We start from the raw sequence: 16,934 nt of genomic DNA on the forward strand, positions 1-16,934 counted from the left end.
ACGTTGACCTTAGTCCTTGTCAGTGCTAATCGAATAAGTTCTTCATCGCGTGGTTGATTTCCGGGTAGTTGAATTCGAAACCATCGGCCTGGGCATGAACCGGTAATACAAACTGGCCTTCGGTCAGCAGGGTCGACATTTCACCCATTGCCAGTTGCAGCGCCAATGCCGGTGCCGGCAGACAAGCGGGGCGGTGCAGCGCTTTGCCGAGAGCCTTGCTGAAGTCGCGATTGCTGACAGGCTGCGGCGCGGTGGCATTGTATATGCCGCGGCAGGCTTCATTTTCCAGCAGAAATTCAATAAGGCGCAGCAAGTCTTCGCGCATGATCCAGCTCATTCCCTGACGACCATGGCCAATCGGGCCGCCCAGGCCCAGTTTGAAGGCCGGCAGCATCTTGGCCAAGGCGCCGCCATCTTTGCCAAGTACTATGCCGATGCGAAAGATACAGACCCGAGTGAGATCGGCAACCGCCAGGGCTTTTTGCTCCCATTGGGCACAGACCCTGTGGCTGAACTCATCATGGGGCGTGGCGTTTTCGTCTATGGGCTCCGGCCCCTGACGGCCGTAAAAACCCACCGCCGAGGCGCTGAGAAAAACTTGGGGTTTCTTTTGGCTGTTGCGGACAAGCCTAGCCAACTGCTCTGTGATGTCCCAGCGGCTGTGGCAGATCCGCTGTTTCTGCTTATCGCTCCAGCGTTTAGAAACTATGGGTTCACCGGCGAGGTTGATGATGGCATCTATCTCCTCAAGCAGTCCTGGTGTTTGCAGCGAATCTATGTACCGGGTCTGTGCCAGCGCCAGCTTTTGCTCTGCCGCCGCGGGGTTGCGGCTCAAAATAGTCAGCCTATGACGTTTTGCCAGGCGCTGCGCCAGTTCTGAACCGACAAATCCGGTTGCACCTGTGAGCAAAATATTCATGCCTTCTCCCTGACTTATTGAATGTTTCTCCAGAGTATAGACTGGCTTACGCCGGTTTACGGTAGTTCAGCTGCAGTGAAACCGAGTCGGCGTACCTCAAGGCGTGAGGCTTGTCGATTTCAACGCTGGCGTACTCTACCCATTCATGTTCGCTGGCTATTTCCAGCACTTTACCAGTGAGGTGCTCCAGCAAGGAGAAACGGTTGTCCTCCACCAGGTTAATGATCGCCTTGGTGATGGTGCGATAATTGAGCGCGTGCTCCATATCATCACTCCTGCGCGCCTTGTCGGCGCAGTAATGGATGCAAACATTGATGATCACATCCTGACGGTTGTTGATTTCCTCTTCCTTGATACCGATAAAAGTGCGCAGGCGCAGGTTTTTAATGCGTATAATAGCTAGTTCGGGTTTCATCATGTCACTACTTTTTGTTGTTGATGCAACGGCTGATTGTGACAGAGAACAACAAGGAATTTCAATTATGTCATCAGCCTACCGTCCGTCCATGGCGCTGAAAGGATTCGCTATCATGGCTTGCCTGGTCATAGTACTGGCTGGAATTAAGGCCGCCAGCGCCATAGTGGTGCCCTTTGTGTTGTCGGCTTTTATTGCGGTTATCTGCAGCCCGGCGATCAATGCCTTGAGCCGTTATCGCGTGCCCCGCGCCCTGGCTGTATTTGTGCTGGTGGCGATTATTTTGTTGCTCGGGCTCTGGCTGGCTTCTGTAGTGGGCAGTTCCATCAATGAGTTTTCCCAGCAATTGCCGCAATACCGCTCACAGCTGGTGGAGCAATTTGCCTGGATATTGGACAAGCTCAAGGAGCTGAATATCCATATCTCCAAAGACAAGGTGTTGACCTATTTGGACCCCGGCATGGCCTTGTCTTTGACCACCAATACGCTCTCCGGCGTGGGCAATGTGATGGCCAACCTGTTTCTGATAGTGCTCACCATAGTCTTTATGCTGTTTGAGGCACAATCTTTGCCGCGTAAGGTGCATCTGGCGCTGGATGACCCTGATATGCGTTTGTCCCAGATTGAGCGTTTCTTGCAATCGGTGAACCAATATATGGTGATCAAGACCCTGGTCAGCCTGGCAACCGGTATTATTGTCGGTGTCGGTCTGGCACTGATGGGGGTGGATTATGCGCTGCTCTGGGGCGTAGTGGCCTTTTTGTTTAACTATATTCCCAATATCGGCTCTATCATCGCCGCCATTCCTGCTGTACTGCTGGCCTTTGTGCAGCTGGGCACCGCGGGTACCGGTGGGGTTGCCGCCCTGTATCTGGCGACCAACATGGTGATGGGCAATCTGGTAGAGCCCAGATTTATGGGACGTGGCCTCGGGTTATCTACTCTGGTGGTTTTCCTGTCGTTGATCTTCTGGGGCTGGCTCCTGGGCTCGGTCGGCATGTTGCTGTCCGTGCCGCTTACCATGATAGTCAAGATAGCTCTGGAATCGAGCCAGAGTGGCAACTGGTTGGCAATCTTGCTCTCGGACGAGGCCAGTATTGCCGTGCGGGAAAATGCCGATAATGAAGCGGCAGCCGATGCCGAATAAAGGCAGAAATAAGAAGTTGAGGATTTCATGCAGTTATTTTTGGAAGCCATCACCGACCTGACTCCAGGCGATGAGTGTGGCCGTTTGTTTCATGGTCGCGGCGGCCGTTATCCAGGCAGCGAGCACTTATGCCTGGATTGGTTTGAGCCTGTGGTGTTGCTGACCGCCTTTAAACCCCTGACGCCGGAAGAGCTGGCCTTGGTTACCGAGCGTCTGCAATTACGCTGGCAAGCTTTGGGATTGGCACTGAATCTGGTCTATCAATACCGCGCCGCCGGGCAGACCCGCACCGAGCTCATTGCCGGCGAGATCCCCGAGCCACATCTGGCCAGCGAGCTTGGTTGCCGTTATCAGTTGCATCTGCTGCGTGGCCAGAATCATGGTTTATTTCTGGATATGCGAAACGGCCGCGAGTGGGTGATGGCCAACAGTGCTCAGCGGAAAGTACTGAATCTGTTTGCCTATACCTGTGCATTTTCGGTGGCGGCCCTCAAGGGCGGCGCCGATGAGGTGGTCAATATGGATATGAGTAAAGGGGCGCTGGCCATCGGCAAGCAAAACCATTTGCTCAATGGCCTTACTGCCGGTGCCCGCTTTCTGGGGCATGATATCTTCAAGTCCTGGGGTAAACTTAAAAAACTCGGGCCCTATGACTTGCTGATTGTCGATCCGCCCAGCAATCAAAAGGGCAGCTTTGTGGCAACCAAAGACTATCTGCGATTGCTGCGTCATCTGCCGCAACTCTTGAACCCGGGGGCCGAGCTGTTGCTCTGTCTCAATGCACCTGAGCTGGACAGAGCTTTTTTACAGAACCAGGTCAGTGACGCCGCACCAGAACTTGAGTTTGTTAAACAGCTGGATAACCCCCCGGCCTTTGCAGACCGGGATCCTGACAGGGCATTGAAGGTGTTGCTGTATCGCTATGAGGGAGAACCGGGCTCTAACACTCAATAACCGAGCCGTTCAGAGATCAGGGATTGGCCGCCTTCTTCCAACAGGGCGGCTATGCCTTCGGCATCAAAACTGCTCAAGCAGGATACCTGGTGCAGTAGCCTGTCCTGGACATCCAAGGGCATCTGCATCCTTTCCATAAACATGCGCATTCCCAATATATCGCCACTGGCCAGCAGGGTGGCGAGGGTTCGTGCTTCAAAGTCGACAATATGATTCATGGCGTCGTCCTCTTGCTGATTTACGGGCCGGGGAGGCCTCCTTTAAGCAATAGCAGTTGCAGCGCCCGCCGCTAGACCCAATGTGTTTAAAAAATTTCGCCTCAGAACCCAGGGGCATAAAAAACTGAAAGTCTTTCAGTGCTTCCTACATAACTGGTGGGTATCTGAGCTTTTGAAGGTGGTTTTACCAGTTTGGGGTAACGAAAGTGAAAGTTTTCTGTAACTCCTTCTCTAGCCCTGTTATACTGTCGCCGCCTTAGGGGAAACACCTAAGGCTCCGAAAAGCCGGAATCGGGCATAAAGTGTCGTCGGAACCTGAACTTAACAGGAATCCAAGAAAAAGATACGCCCTGTACCCTACAGAATAGACTGGAGTTGTTATGGAAATTCATGAGTACCAAGATGCTTACTACCAACTGCAGGATGAAGTGATTGAATCACTTCCGGTAGAGAAAGACGAAGAAGCGTTTTTGGATTAGGCCTCAGCCAGGCAGCTCAAATCTTGAAAAAGCGGCAACCTCAGGGTTGCCGCTTTTTTTTGTTGCCATTGAATGATGGATGAGTCATTCGAGGGTGGAGCCGGGGTAATAATGCTCGACAAGCTGGGTCAATATCCGCTGCTGTTGAGCAAGCTTTTGTCTTTGTGCCTGGCGCAGCAAGCCTTTGAGTGCATGATACTGAGGCTTGATTTCAATACCCTGGCTCTCGCTCAAGTGCGTGAAGCGACTGACCACTTCCGTCACGCTGAAATCCTCGGCGAATATATCCAACTGTTGCGAGTGCATCAGCCAGCGAATACCTTGATAGACACCTATGTGAGGCAGGGAGTGATGATCTTCGTCACTGAAGAACTCGCTGTGAAATATAAGTTGTTGAGACGGCAGCGCCGACAAATGTTTGGCCAGCGCCAGATTTCGCTGTTTGTGGTAGTCATTGCGGCCAAGTCCGGGGGTGGTGGCCTGGTTACTTATCGCCATGTACAGGGGTTTGCCTGTTAGCTGGCCCTGAGTGAGTGCCTGCTCGAGCTCATTTGCATAAGTCGGGCTGTCGTACCAGAGACTGGCATCCAGCACCAGGTAAGCATTGAACATAGGCTGTTGTCGGCGCAGCGCCTCCAGTGCCAACAAGCCCCCAAAAGAGTGACCGATAAGCACAGTAGGGCCGGGTTGCCCAAGTCTGGCATTCAGCCAGGGGTTAAGTTCCTGGTCGAGAAAGTCGAGAAAAGCGCCGGCATTGCCCGATTGCTGATAAAGCGGCCCTGCGGGTCTACCACCGGGTAGTGTTTCCAGTTTCACCGGAGTGAAGTCCCGAATACGGTTACGGTTGATGATGCCAACTATGACGCCTTCAGGTATCGCAGGATTAACCCCCGAAGCCAGATAATCCAGCATGGGCGCAAGATGCTCAAACTGCTGCTCGGCATCCAGGATCACATAACGGGCAAAGCTCTCGCTGTGCCTGGCGTCCCAGTGTTTGGGAAGGCGCAGTAATACTTCCCGCGATTCCCCTAATATGTTGGAGTTCAGCGTCAGTCGCTGTTGTTTCCCGGCGGCTTCTTTGTCCAGGCTTTGGGCGCTGCAGCCTACCAGCAGGCCGAACAATATCGTCAGAGAGATAAACAGTGATTTTTTCATGGAAATTTTTACTCGGTAAAGGTGACATTTTCAGCTTGAAATTCAGCCCTGATGGGCTTTTGAGTGGCCTGGCTCACATTCGCATCATTACATTGTAAATGATAACCAATATCATTCCTATATTATAGGGATTATGCTACTTTTTCGCGCCATGGAACCAGGGGCTTTACCTGGATTTACCCAAAAGCAACAAGCTAAAAGGCGCAATCGTCGCCGCGATAATCGGGGGAATAGAATGAAACTGGATAAGTGCCGCAAACTGCTTACCTTGAGCCTGCTCGCCATGGCTGTCAGTGGTTATACCCAGGCTGATGAAGGTGAAATGGAGCATATGGTCGTTACCGCCAGTGCCAAGGATCAGCAACTCAGTACTGCACCTGCCTCAATCTCGGTGATCGATGCCGAAGCGATTAAGCTGATGCCGGTCAAAGATCTGGGGGATGTGCTGAGAAACAGCGTCGGCGTCAATGTGGTGACCAACGACTCGGGCCGAAACAGCATCTTTATCCGTGGTATGGATGAAGACTATGTACTGATGTTGATCAACGGCAAGCGGGTTTCTTCTTCCAATGGTCTGTGGCGCGGTGGTAACTTTGACTTGACCGCTATCCCCATCGACGCTATCTCCCGGGTGGAGATTGTTCGCGGCCCCATGTCGGCTCTCTATGGTTCAGATGCGGTTGGCGGGGTCATCAACGTGATTACCAAGGCGCCAGATGATGACTGGCAACTGGTACTCGACAGCGAGTACAGTTGGATGCAGGACGGCGAGGGCGGCGATCGCAGTCGTACCAACCTGTTTGGCTCGGGCAAACTCACAGATAATCTGGGGCTGATGTTCACCGCAGAGGTGGCCGAGCAGGACGCCTGGCTGATGCCCGAACTGACCCCGAATCAGGACACCATAGAAGAGCGCAAGACTCGCAAGCTCTATGGCTCGCTCACTTGGCAGTTGGCAGACAATCAATCGCTGGACTTGGATTATCAATACGATAATGACAAGGTGCCATTGACCACCTTTGCCGCCAATTCAACACGCGAGCAGAAGATAGAGCGCAACACCTTTGCTCTGACTCACAGAGGCGAGTGGAGCTGGGGTGGCACTGAGCTTTTGGCCAACCTTGAAAAGTCGGATATCTACGACTACAACAGCCGCTATTCGCTGCAGCCCCCTTTGGGACGCGACATCGAAGAGAAAAATACTACCTTCAGAGGCTCGGCCTTCTTTAACCTGTGGCAGCAGGACTGGACAGTCGGCGCCGAGTACTTTGATACTGAAGTCGACGATCCTGTGCAATATCCGCTTACCGGTGGTGACAGTGTTGAACAATACTCGCTGTTTATTCAGGATCAGTTCGATTTCCTGGATGATTTCACCCTGACCCTCGGCGGCCGCTACGAAGACAACGAAAAGTACGGTAGCCATTTCAGCCCCAGGGCATATCTGGTTTACCGTGCCTCTGATGCACTGGTGCTTAAAGGCGGTGTTGGCACGGCATTCAGGGCGCCGGCACTGTTTGAATCATCTCCGACTTTCTCTTCAGTCAGTTGCCGCGGCGCTTGTACTGTAGTGGGCAATACGGATCTTGAGCCCGAAACCAGTGTCAACTATGAGCTGGCAGCCTTATGGAGTCAGCCTTCCTACGAGCTGTCAGCAACCCTGTTTCATAACAAGGTGGAAGATCTGATCACTGTTTCGGCTTGGGATGGCTCCAGCCCAACCCGTACTTACTACAACGAGTCCAAGGTAACTTTGCAAGGGGTAGAGTTGACCGCCAGCGTGGATATCACAGCAGATCTCGGCCTCAAGGCAAACTACAGTTATCTCGATACCGAGACAGGTGACGGTGATGAACTCACTGGTCGTCCTCGCCAGAGTGCCAATGTGCAACTGGATTGGTATCTCACCGACGATTGGCAGCTGTATGTTGCCGGTAACTATTTCGGTTCATATCTGGATAGCAGAGCCGTGCGTCAGGATGGCTACAGCCGCTTCGATATCGGCAGCAGTTATCGGCTAAACGATCACCTGAAACTACGTGCCGGGGTTACCAACTTTACCGATGAGCAACCGGCAGAGGAAGACACCAACAGTGATATGATACTGCAAGGGCGCGCCTTCTTTGTCGGTGTCAGTTTGAGCCTCTGAATACCTTGAATTATAAAAGATACTCACTATCACAGGTCTTTTAGTTAAAGCCATTATATTACGGCTGTAACTTTAAGCGGACATGAGTTTGCTGCTTGGGTGTTAATTACTTTGTACTGGTCTCATTGTGGTAACAATTCGGGTTTGCTGTTCATTCATACGGATATGATCTGGTAGGGATAGGTGTTTTTTAGCTAATTCAAGAGAGATTGTCAGCCATATGTTTATTTCACCAAGGTGTTTTGTTGAGTTGGCTCAAAATGATGCCGTTATAGAGTCAACAAAAGGGTGAGTAGGTTAGGCTTAAACTTATAGCAGGAAACGTATTATACTCTGGCGCCGCATTGACGACGGACAGATAGAATGACAGAGAATCGCGATTTACATTGGATGCAATTGGCCATGGAGATGGCGCAAAAGGCGGAAGCTCTCGGTGAAGTACCGGTCGGAGCTGTGTTGGTTAAAGATGACCAGCTTATTGCCTGCGGCTGGAACCAACCTATTGCCGCCAATGATCCCTGTGCCCACGCGGAAATTCTCTGTCTCAGGCAGGCAGGCGGTCAACTGGAAAACTACCGTCTGTTGGATACAACCCTCTATGTGACGCTGGAGCCTTGCGCCATGTGCGCCGGTGCCATGGTACATGCCAGGGTGGGGAGATTGGTATACGGGGCTGCCGATCTTAAAACTGGCGCGGCTGGTTCAGTATTGGATCTGGTGCGTCATCCCCTGTTCAATCACAAGTTGGCCGTTAGCGGCGGGGTGATGGAACAGGAGTGCAGCGAACAGTTGAGTGCGTTTTTCAGGCGCCGCAGACAAGAGCAAAAAGCGTTGAGGCAAGCAAGAAAGCTTAATCCGCCTGCTGCAGAAAACTGAAGAAGAGTTTGTGACGGTTGAGAATACGCTTGTGACGGGTTTTAACCAGGCTACGACGACGGGCCATTGCATTATTAATAGTCTTTCTTTTCATAAGCTTACCTTGAGGTGTGTTCGTAATTTTTTTGCAGCATTGACAAGCTAACAGCTTATTTAAGCTTGCGCCAGCCCCAAATGGCGCGTTGTGTATAATAGCCAGACTGTTTGACGCGAAAATGAGTGGTCTGCAGGGTTTTCAGTCGGGCTGGGCGCCACTGAGCTCGGTTGCTTCCTCGCTCTGTCGTTGCACCTCAGCCTGGGTTTCTTGCTGGGCCTGTTCTTTAGCCAGCATTTCCTGCTTGGCTTGATTGTCTATCCACACCAGGGTGTCGTAGTAACGGCGGATACTGTCTACATAGTGCACCGCCTCGTTACCTCTGGCATAGCCATAGCGGGTGTGCTGGTAGTATTTGCGCTTTTGCAGCAAGGGTAATACCTGCTTGAGATCTTTCCAGGCGCTGGGATTAAGGCCTCTGGCCTGTGCCAGCTTACGGGCATCCTCCACATGGCCATAGCCTATGTTATATGAGGCGAGGGCAAACCACATCCGCTCCTCCTCAGGAATAGACTCAGGCAGGCGTACCAAAATGTCGCTCAGATAGCGGGCACCGCCACGGATGCTCTGCTCGGGATCGAGGCGATTCTCCACTCCCAACTGTTTGGCGGTTGCCAGGGTCAGCATCATCATACCGCGCACGCCGGTCGGTGAGCGGGCCCTGGGGTTCCAGTGCGACTCCTGATAACTGGTGGCGGCCAGCTTGCGCCAGTCGAGTTCACCGGCATAAGTTTCAAACAGATGGCGGTACTTGGGCAGCTTGCTGTCCACTGCACGGATAAAGGCGCGGGTGTCGACATAGTCGAAACGTTTGACATGGCCGAAGTACTTTTCCACCAGGTGTTCCAGCGTGCCATCTCTTTGTTCCTGATGCCAGAAACGCAGCAGTTGGCTCATCAGTTGATCGCTGCCTCTGGGTGGCAAAAGCCAGACTACAGCCTGCTGGCGCTCCAGCACCTGGCCGGATCTCAGCTCAGGCATAAAACGGCGATTGATATTGATGCTGGTGGAGTCAGAGATGGTATAGCTGAGTTCGCCGCTGGCTATCATGCTCAGTAGCTCTTCATTATCTTTATCTGCGACCTGTTGCCACTCCAGGTTGGGATTATCTGTCTTGAGTCGGTTGAGGGTTTCCACAAACGACGAGTCGGCTATTACAGTGACTGGCGCATCCAGGGCGTTGAGATCTCTGGGGACAGGGGTGCCGGCGCGGTAGACCATCACCTGATTGACCCGATAAAGCGGCGGTCCGAGGCGAAATTGCTGTCTGCGACTGCGGGTATCCGACAGCCCGGCGGCAATCAAATCAATTTCGTTTTGCTTCAGCGCCTGGTAAAGCTCACTGATATTGCCGTAGGGCTTCATTTCCAGCGGCTTGCCGAGAAAGTCGGCAAAACGCGCCGCCATCTCATAGTCAAACCCAGTGTTTCCTTGAGTAGAGGAGACAAATATTTGTGGGCCATAAAGGGTACCCACCCTGAGCTCTTTGATTTCTTTCACCGCCGGGCTTACCTGAGCTTCATCCACGACAGCTTGCCGGCAGCCGGCCAGCAAGATGATCAGGGTGAGAGTCGCGGTAATTCGTTTCATTATCTATCGGTAAAAGCCTTTAGTCTGTGGTTTGCTGCCGGGATAGGGCTTATCCCTTATATCTGATATGTTTGTAAACAAATTCAATGAATTGTGTATTGGTTTTCAGCGCTGTTTCCTGCTGATTTAGTCAGAGGTTTTACGCCGGAGGGTATATTACCCCATAGGATTACTTTATATCACAGGAAACACTGTTTTGAGCAAAGTCTGAGGTGATTTGTAGGGCGCATTTACCTATAATAGCGCCACCTCTGACCCTGTAATTATAAATAATAAGGTGATAAGACGTGATGGAGATCATCCGCGGAGCCCCCGCACTCTCGGCATTCAGAGTGCAAAAGCTGATGCAGGCCTGTGAAGCCGCTCAGCTTCCGGTAAAGCAAATCTATGCCGAATACGTTCATTTGGCTTATTTGAACGAAGCGCTCACCCCCGATGACCAAGCGCAGTTGAGTAAGATTCTCACCTACGGTCCGGCCATCGAATCCCACGAACCCCAAGGCACTCTCCTTTTTGTTACTCCCCGTCCCGGTACTATTTCTCCCTGGTCTTCCAAAGCCACCGACATTGCCCACAACTGCGGCCTCAAGCAGGTAAAACGTCTGGAGCGCGGTCTGGCTTACTATGTGGAATCCGATACTCTGAGCGGCGAACAGCTCAAGAGCCTCAAGGCGCTGCTGCACGACCGCATGATGGAAGTGGTTCTGGACAGCTTTGAAGCGGCCGATATGCTGTTTGCCCGCACTGAGCCCAAGCCTTTTGTCAGCGTCAACATTCTCGGCGAAGGCCGCCGGGCGCTGGAAATCGCCAACCGCGAAATGGGCCTGGCGCTGGCCGATGATGAAATCGACTACCTGGTCACCAATTTCCTGCGCCTTGAGCGCAACCCCAACGACATTGAACTTATGATGTTCGCCCAGGCGAACTCAGAGCACTGTCGTCACAAGATCTTCAACGCCGACTGGACCATTGACGGCGAAGTTCAGCCCAAGTCGCTGTTCAAGATGATCAAGAATACCTATGAGAAGACCCCGGACTATGTGTTGTCGGCCTATAAAGACAACGCCGCGGTAATGACAGGTTTTGAAGCCGGGCGTTTCTTCCCCGACAGTGACGGCGTTTATCGCTATCACACAGAGCCGATGCATATTCTGATGAAGGTGGAGACCCACAACCACCCGACCGCCATCAGTCCTTATCCTGGTGCTGCCACAGGCTCGGGCGGTGAAATCCGTGACGAAGGCGCTACCGGCCGCGGCTCCAAGCCCAAGGCGGGTTTGACCGGCTTCAGCGTATCCAACCTCAAGATCCCGGGCTTTGTGCAGCCTTGGGAAGGGGACTACGGCAAGCCGGACCGGATTGTGACCGCTTTTGACATCATGATCGACGGTCCTCTTGGCGGCGCCGCTTTCAACAACGAATTCGGTCGTCCGGCCCTGTTGGGTTACTTCCGCACCTATGAGCAGCAGGTTTGCAGCCACAACGGTGTCGAGGTGCGCGGTTATCACAAGCCTATTATGCTGGCCGGCGGCCTTGGCAACATTCGTGAAGAGCACGTACAGAAAGGGGAGATCTCCTTAGGCGCCAAGCTGATTGTACTGGGTGGTCCGGCGATGAACATTGGCCTTGGCGGCGGCGCGGCTTCCTCCATGGCGTCCGGCCAGTCCAGTGAAGATCTGGACTTTGCCTCGGTGCAGCGGGAAAACCCGGAAATGGAGCGCCGCTGTCAGGAGGTTATCGACCGCTGCTGGCAGATGGGCGATGCCAATCCAATCCAGTTTATTCACGATGTGGGCGCCGGTGGTTTGTCCAACGCCTTCCCTGAGCTGGTCAGCGATGCCGGTCGCGGCGGTAAGTTTGAGCTGCGTAATGTACCTTCCGATGAGCCAGGCATGAGCCCGCTGGAGATCTGGTGTAACGAATCCCAGGAGCGTTATGTGCTGTCTGTGGCAGCCGAAAACATCGATACCTTCGCCGCCATTTGTGAGCGCGAGCGTGCGCCATTTGCCGTGGTGGGCGAGGCGGTTGCCGAGCAGCACCTGAGCCTGAGCGACGAGCACTTTGACAACAAGCCTATCGACTTGCCACTGGAAGTTTTGCTGGGCAAGCCGCCGAAGATGAGCCGTGATGTAGTGAGTCAAAAGGCGCAGTCTGCGGCGCTGGATGAAGCGTCCATCGATCTGGCACAAGCCGTTAAGCGGGTGCTGACTCTGCCAACCGTTGCCGACAAGAGCTTCTTGATCACCATAGGCGATCGCACGGTAACCGGCTTGGTGAACCGCGATCAGATGGTCGGCCCCTGGCAGGTACCTGTGGCGGATTGCGCCGTTACCGCCTCCTCGTTCGACAGTTATGTGGGCGAAGCCATGTCCATGGGTGAGCGCACTCCGCTGGCCTTGCTGGATTTTGGTGCCTCGGCGCGGATGGCCGTGGCCGAATCCTTGCTGAACATGGCCGGTGCCGATATCGGCTCACTGAAGCGCATTAAGCTTTCGGCCAACTGGATGTCTGCAGCCGGTCACCCGGGTGAAGATGCCGGCCTCTATGAGGCGGTCAAGGCTGTGGGCGAAGAGCTGTGCCCTGAGCTTGAACTGACCATCCCTGTGGGCAAAGACTCGATGTCGATGAAGACCGCCTGGGAAGACAAGGGCGAGCAGAAGGCGGTTACCGCACCTATGTCGCTGATCATCACCGCCTTCGGTGCGGTGCGCGACATTCGCAATACCGTGACTCCTGAGCTGCGTACCGACAAAGGCGAAACCGTATTGCTGCTGGCCGATCTGGTCAAGGGCAAGACTCGTCTGGGCGGTTCCTGCCTGGCGCAGGTGTTCGGTGAACTGGGGGATATTGCGCCGGATCTGGATCAGGCAGCCGTATTGAAAGGTTTCTTCGAGGTGACTCAGCAGTTGGTGGCCGAGCGAAGTTTGCTGGCTTACCACGACAAGAGTGACGGCGGTCTGTTCACCACCTTGGTGGAAATGGCCTTCGCCGGTCACACTGGCCTGAAGGTGGATATTTCTGCGCTGGCCGGCAGCGCCCTGGCGCGCCTGTTCAACGAAGAGTTGGGCGCCGTGCTGCAGGTGAGCAAAGATCAAGCCGTCGAGATTATCAAGGCTTACACTGATGCCGGTGTGGATTGTCATCCGATAGCAGAGCTGAGTGACGATGGCCGCATCCGTATCCAGGATCAAGGTGCTGAAATTTATAGTGCTTCACGTACCGAGCTGCGTAAGCTCTGGTCTGAAACCACCTATAGAATGCAGGCGCTCAGGGACAACCCTGAGTGTGCCCGTGAAGAGTTTGACCTCAAGCTGGATGAAACCGATCCCGGCCTCACGGTCAACTTAAGCTTTGATCCGGCAGAAGATGTTGCCGCGCCTTATATCCTCAAGGGCGCAGCGCCCAAGATGGCGATTTTGCGTGAGCAAGGGGTCAACTCGCATATTGAGATGGCAGCCGCCTTCGAGCGTGCCGGTTTTGAAAGCCGCGATGTGCATATGTCGGATATCCTCAGTGGCCGTATCAGCCTGGAAGAGTTTCAGGGGCTGGTGGCCTGTGGTGGCTTCTCCTACGGTGATGTATTGGGCGCCGGTGAAGGTTGGGCCAAGTCTATCCTGTTCAACAGCCGTGCCCGTGAGGACTTCAGCCGCTTCTTCGAGCGTGCCGACAGCTTTGCCCTGGGTGTTTGTAATGGTTGCCAGATGCTCTCCAACCTCAAGGAGATCATTCCGGGTACCGAGCATTGGCCGCACTTTGTCCGTAACCGCTCTGAACGCTTTGAAGCGCGTTTCAGCCTGGTGGAAGTGCAGCAAAGCCCATCGCTGTTCTTCAGCGGTATGGCCGGCTCCAGAATGCCGATTGCCGTTTCCCACGGGGAAGGGCGTGCCGAGTTTGCTTCAGCTGCCACCATGGCAGCAGCCGAGCAGAGCGGTACTGTGGCGCTGCGTTATGTCAACGGTAAAGGTGAGGTGGCCAGCTTGTATCCACAGAACCCCAACGGCTCACCCAACGGCTTATCCGGGATCTGTAGCCTGGATGGCAAAGTCACCATCATGATGCCCCACCCTGAGCGGGTATTCCGCACAGTCGCCAACTCCTGGCATCCGGAAAACTGGGGCGAAGATAGCCCTTGGATGAGAATGTTCCGTAACGCCAGAGTGAAGTTGGGATAAGGTTAAAAATCATCCCATAAAGGGTAAAAAAAGGCGGGTATTTATAACCCGCCTTTTTTATTTGACTTTTTTCCTACAGGAAAAGCTTCATATCATCAATAGCTTGCACTTTGTTCAATATATTCTTATGTGTTGAAGTGTCAAAATGTACGCTTTACAGCGCTTAGTAGGCTAAAGCCGGTCTAAGACGGCAATCTCTTTTCATTGGTTCCTGTTATGAAAAAGCCCCATAGGTAACCCTATGGGGCCGTTTTGCGCTAACAAAACTTCAAGACAAGCCTCTATTCAACTGTGATCAGTACACCAATTGAGACTTATAAAGTTCAGCAAAAACAGGCTTGTACCAGTTAACCAGACGTTCGAAAAATTTTTTCATAGCAATATCTCCACACAAAGTTCAATCATTGTGCGCGGAGGAAGGTCTGCAGATATCGATATCGACCGACCTGAGCGTCTCCTTAACACAGGCTATATAGTAGTCAATTATATCGAGCTTATCAAGCGAGAAATAATACATAATAAGATTAGTAAAACTAATGCCTTATTTGGTTGTGTTTTTTAGTTATTTTATTTTTATTATTTTTTACCAATTAAAACAATTAGTTGACGTTATGTTTGTTTGGGTTTTAATTTTTATCGTTAGCATATTTAACTTGCAGATTTGTTGAAAAGTTTATTTTGCCAGGTTTTTGTTTAAATTTTTCTGAAACTGCCAAAAAGTGAGGTTATGTTGTATTGTTGTAAAGTCTCTAGCATATTGCTTATGGCTTGTCAAGCTGTTTTCTTGGTGCCTGTGTCCCTTACCGCAAAACCCAGCTAAAGGCCGGAGTTTGATTGATTTGCGTCAAATTCAAGTGGTATAAAATCAGGGCAAATCTTAGCTGAACTAATAGCGCAAGTGACTGATATTAAATAATTTGCAAATATTAGAACACTGGCAAATGCTGATGCTGATCGCATAAGTCTGCAAAAGCGTGATTCGCCTCTCGCTCTGGCTGGAAAAAGCCGATTTTTGAGCCTTTGGAAGGCAAGGGAGAGGCAAGGCGAATCATTTGGGTGGTTTATCCGGGTTTCCGGGTAGATAAGAAATTAATGAACTAAGCTATCCAACTCACCTCCCGCTGTCTTTGATGGGGATCTAAAGGCAGTGGGTGGAGCACCATGTAAGGAGTCACAAATGATAGTTGAAGAAGTCGTTGAGCTATCGCGCTTTCAATTTGCGCTGACAGCCATGTATCACTTCTTGTTTGTTCCTTTGACTTTGGGTCTTGCCTTTCTGCTGGCAATCATGGAATCACTTTATGTGATGACTGATAAGCAGATCTACAAGGACATGACCAAATTCTGGGGCAAGCTTTTTGGTATTAACTTTGCCCTGGGGGTTACCACAGGTCTGGCAATGGAGTTCCAGTTTGGTACCAACTGGTCTTATTACTCACACTATGTGGGTGACATTTTTGGTGCTCCTCTCGCCATCGAGGGTTTGATGGCATTCTTCCTGGAATCCACTTTCGTGGGTATGTTCTTCTTCGGTTGGGACAGATTCTCCAAGCGTCAACACCTGGCAGTAACCTGGTTGGTGGCCTTGGGAAGTAACTTGTCTGCGCTGTGGATCCTGGTTGCCAACGGCTGGATGCAAAACCCTGTGGGTAGCGTGTTCAACTATGAAACCATGCGCATGGAAATGACCAGTTTCGCAGACGTGGTACTCAACCCTGTTGCACAGGTTAAATTTGTCCACACTGTGGCCTCCGGTTATGTGGCTGGTGCCATGTTTGTTCTGGCTATCAGTGCCTACTACATCCTCAAGAAGCGTGACTTACCTTTTGCCCGCCGTTCTTTCGCTATTGCAGCTAGCTTCGGTATGGCTTCTATTCTGTCCGTTATCGTTCTGGGTGACGAATCCGGCTACAAGGTTGGTGAAGCTCAGCGGGTCAAGCTGGCCGCAATCGAAGCTGAATGGCATACAGAACCTGCTCCAGCAGCCTTTACTGCCGTTGGTTTCCCTAATCAGGAAACTATGCATACCGACTATGCCATCAAGATCCCATACGCCATGGGTATTATCGCCACTCGCTCTATTGATGAAGAAGTGACAGGTATCAAGGATCTGGTTGCGGAACACGAAGTTCGTATCCGTAACGGTATGAAGGCTTATGCTTTGCTTGAGCAGCTGCGTGCCGCCAAAGCCGACCCTGCTATTGAAGAAGACCCTGCGGTTCGCGCAGCCTTTGAAGAGCAGAAAGTTGATCTAGGTTATGGCCTGCTGCTGAAGCGTTACACAGACAAAGTGGTTGATGCCACCGAAGAACAGATTAAGGCTGCCGCGCTGGATTCTATCCCAAGTGTTGCACCACTGTTCTGGAGTTTCCGTATCATGGTTGCCCTGGGTGTTGTGATGTTAGTGGTGTTTGCTGCCGCATTCTGGCAGAGCACTCGTCACCAGATTGAAGAGAAGAAGTGGGTCCTCAAGGCCGCGCTTTACAGCTTACCTCTGCCTTGGATTGCCATCGAGTGTGGTTGGTTTGTAGCTGAGTATGGTCGCCAGCCTTGGACTATTTCAGAAGTGTTGCCGACCTTTGTGTCTGCATCCAGTCTGACCGTGAGTGATCTCTGGTTCAGTATCATCAGCATTACTCTGTTCTACACTGTGCTGCTGGTTATCGAACTCTTCCTGATGTTCAAGTTTGCGCGCCTGGGTCCCAGCAGTCTCAAGACCGGCCGTTATCACTTTGAAAAACTAGAAGCCTGAGCAGAGGGATTTCA

Annotated in this window: 11 protein-coding genes; 6 read left to right on the forward strand and 5 right to left on the reverse strand. The window is 52.3% G+C overall.

Features of this window, described 5'->3' with window-relative positions; translation table 11 throughout:
- Positions 1–25 precede the first annotated feature (25 nt).
- Both CX650_RS03415 and folX read right to left on the reverse strand, forming a co-directional pair.
- Positions 26–919 (reverse strand): TIGR01777 family oxidoreductase, encoded by an 894-nt coding sequence (locus CX650_RS03415; RefSeq protein ID WP_039032761.1) that lies wholly within the window; start codon positions 917–919, stop codon positions 26–28.
- Positions 920–965: 46 nt separating this feature from the next.
- Positions 966–1,334, reverse strand: coding sequence for a dihydroneopterin triphosphate 2'-epimerase (gene folX, locus CX650_RS03420; RefSeq protein ID WP_039032879.1), 369 nt, complete (start codon positions 1,332–1,334; stop codon positions 966–968).
- Positions 1,335–1,401: 67 nt separating this feature from the next.
- Here folX and CX650_RS03425 point away from each other — a divergent pair, with 67 nt between their 5' ends.
- Both CX650_RS03425 and CX650_RS03430 read left to right on the forward strand, forming a co-directional pair.
- Positions 1,402–2,481, forward strand: a complete 1,080-nt coding sequence (locus CX650_RS03425; RefSeq protein ID WP_101095031.1) for an AI-2E family transporter — start codon at positions 1,402–1,404, stop codon at positions 2,479–2,481.
- 27 nt (positions 2,482–2,508) lie between these two features.
- Positions 2,509–3,435, forward strand: a complete 927-nt coding sequence (locus CX650_RS03430; RefSeq protein WP_101095032.1) for a class I SAM-dependent methyltransferase — start codon at positions 2,509–2,511, stop codon at positions 3,433–3,435.
- On the opposite strand, the gene CX650_RS03435 is transcribed toward CX650_RS03430, so the two are convergent.
- Both CX650_RS03435 and CX650_RS03440 read right to left on the reverse strand, forming a co-directional pair.
- A complete protein-coding gene (locus tag CX650_RS03435) occupies positions 3,429–3,653 on the reverse strand; it encodes a hypothetical protein (RefSeq protein WP_071475964.1) in 225 nt (74 codons plus the stop codon). The genes CX650_RS03430 and CX650_RS03435 overlap by 7 nt on opposite strands.
- 563 nt (positions 3,654–4,216) lie before the next feature.
- A complete protein-coding gene (locus CX650_RS03440; RefSeq protein WP_101095033.1) occupies positions 4,217–5,287 on the reverse strand; it encodes an alpha/beta hydrolase in 1,071 nt (356 codons plus the stop codon).
- Between the two features lie 235 nt (positions 5,288–5,522).
- On the opposite strand from CX650_RS03440, the gene CX650_RS03445 reads away from it, so the two are divergent.
- Together CX650_RS03445 and tadA are read left to right on the forward strand one after the other, a co-directional pair.
- The gene (locus CX650_RS03445) at positions 5,523–7,436 is read left to right on the forward strand and encodes a TonB-dependent receptor domain-containing protein (RefSeq protein WP_167388623.1); all 1,914 of its coding nucleotides are present in this window, start codon (positions 5,523–5,525) and stop codon (positions 7,434–7,436) included.
- A 363-nt stretch (positions 7,437–7,799) separates the two neighbouring features.
- Complete coding sequence (gene tadA / locus CX650_RS03450; protein ID WP_039032766.1) at positions 7,800–8,312, forward strand: tRNA adenosine(34) deaminase TadA; 513 nt, start codon at positions 7,800–7,802, stop codon at positions 8,310–8,312.
- Between the two features lie 235 nt (positions 8,313–8,547).
- Here tadA and mltF read toward each other — a convergent pair whose 3' ends face one another.
- The gene (mltF, locus tag CX650_RS03455; RefSeq protein WP_101095035.1) at positions 8,548–9,996 is read right to left on the reverse strand and encodes a membrane-bound lytic murein transglycosylase MltF; all 1,449 of its coding nucleotides are present in this window, start codon (positions 9,994–9,996) and stop codon (positions 8,548–8,550) included.
- Between the two features lie 290 nt (positions 9,997–10,286).
- Between mltF and purL the strand changes: the two genes are divergently transcribed.
- Positions 10,287–14,168 (forward strand): phosphoribosylformylglycinamidine synthase, encoded by a 3,882-nt coding sequence (gene purL / locus CX650_RS03460; protein ID WP_101095036.1) that lies wholly within the window; start codon positions 10,287–10,289, stop codon positions 14,166–14,168.
- Between the two features lie 1,177 nt (positions 14,169–15,345).
- A complete protein-coding gene (locus tag CX650_RS03465) occupies positions 15,346–16,920 on the forward strand; it encodes a cytochrome ubiquinol oxidase subunit I (RefSeq protein WP_101053013.1) in 1,575 nt (524 codons plus the stop codon).
- Positions 16,921–16,934: the final 14 nt, after the last annotated feature.

The organism is Shewanella indica (assembly GCF_002836975.1).
Lineage (GTDB): Bacteria > Pseudomonadota > Gammaproteobacteria > Enterobacterales > Shewanellaceae > Shewanella > Shewanella indica.

Coding starts and splice junctions, on each gene's coding strand:
- CX650_RS03415 (WP_039032761.1), bottom strand. CDS start 919: ATGAATATTTTGCTCACAGGTGCAACCGGATTTGTCGGTTCAGAACTG.
- folX (WP_039032879.1), bottom strand. CDS start 1,334: ATGAAACCCGAACTAGCTATTATACGCATTAAAAACCTGCGCCTGCGC.
- CX650_RS03425 (WP_101095031.1), top strand. CDS start 1,402: ATGTCATCAGCCTACCGTCCGTCCATGGCGCTGAAAGGATTCGCTATC.
- CX650_RS03430 (WP_101095032.1), top strand. CDS start 2,509: ATGCAGTTATTTTTGGAAGCCATCACCGACCTGACTCCAGGCGATGAG.
- CX650_RS03435 (WP_071475964.1), bottom strand. CDS start 3,653: ATGAATCATATTGTCGACTTTGAAGCACGAACCCTCGCCACCCTGCTG.
- CX650_RS03440 (WP_101095033.1), bottom strand. CDS start 5,287: ATGAAAAAATCACTGTTTATCTCTCTGACGATATTGTTCGGCCTGCTG.
- CX650_RS03445 (WP_167388623.1), top strand. CDS start 5,523: ATGAAACTGGATAAGTGCCGCAAACTGCTTACCTTGAGCCTGCTCGCC.
- tadA (WP_039032766.1), top strand. CDS start 7,800: ATGACAGAGAATCGCGATTTACATTGGATGCAATTGGCCATGGAGATG.
- mltF (WP_101095035.1), bottom strand. CDS start 9,996: ATGAAACGAATTACCGCGACTCTCACCCTGATCATCTTGCTGGCCGGC.
- purL (WP_101095036.1), top strand. CDS start 10,287: ATGGAGATCATCCGCGGAGCCCCCGCACTCTCGGCATTCAGAGTGCAA.
- CX650_RS03465 (WP_101053013.1), top strand. CDS start 15,346: ATGATAGTTGAAGAAGTCGTTGAGCTATCGCGCTTTCAATTTGCGCTG.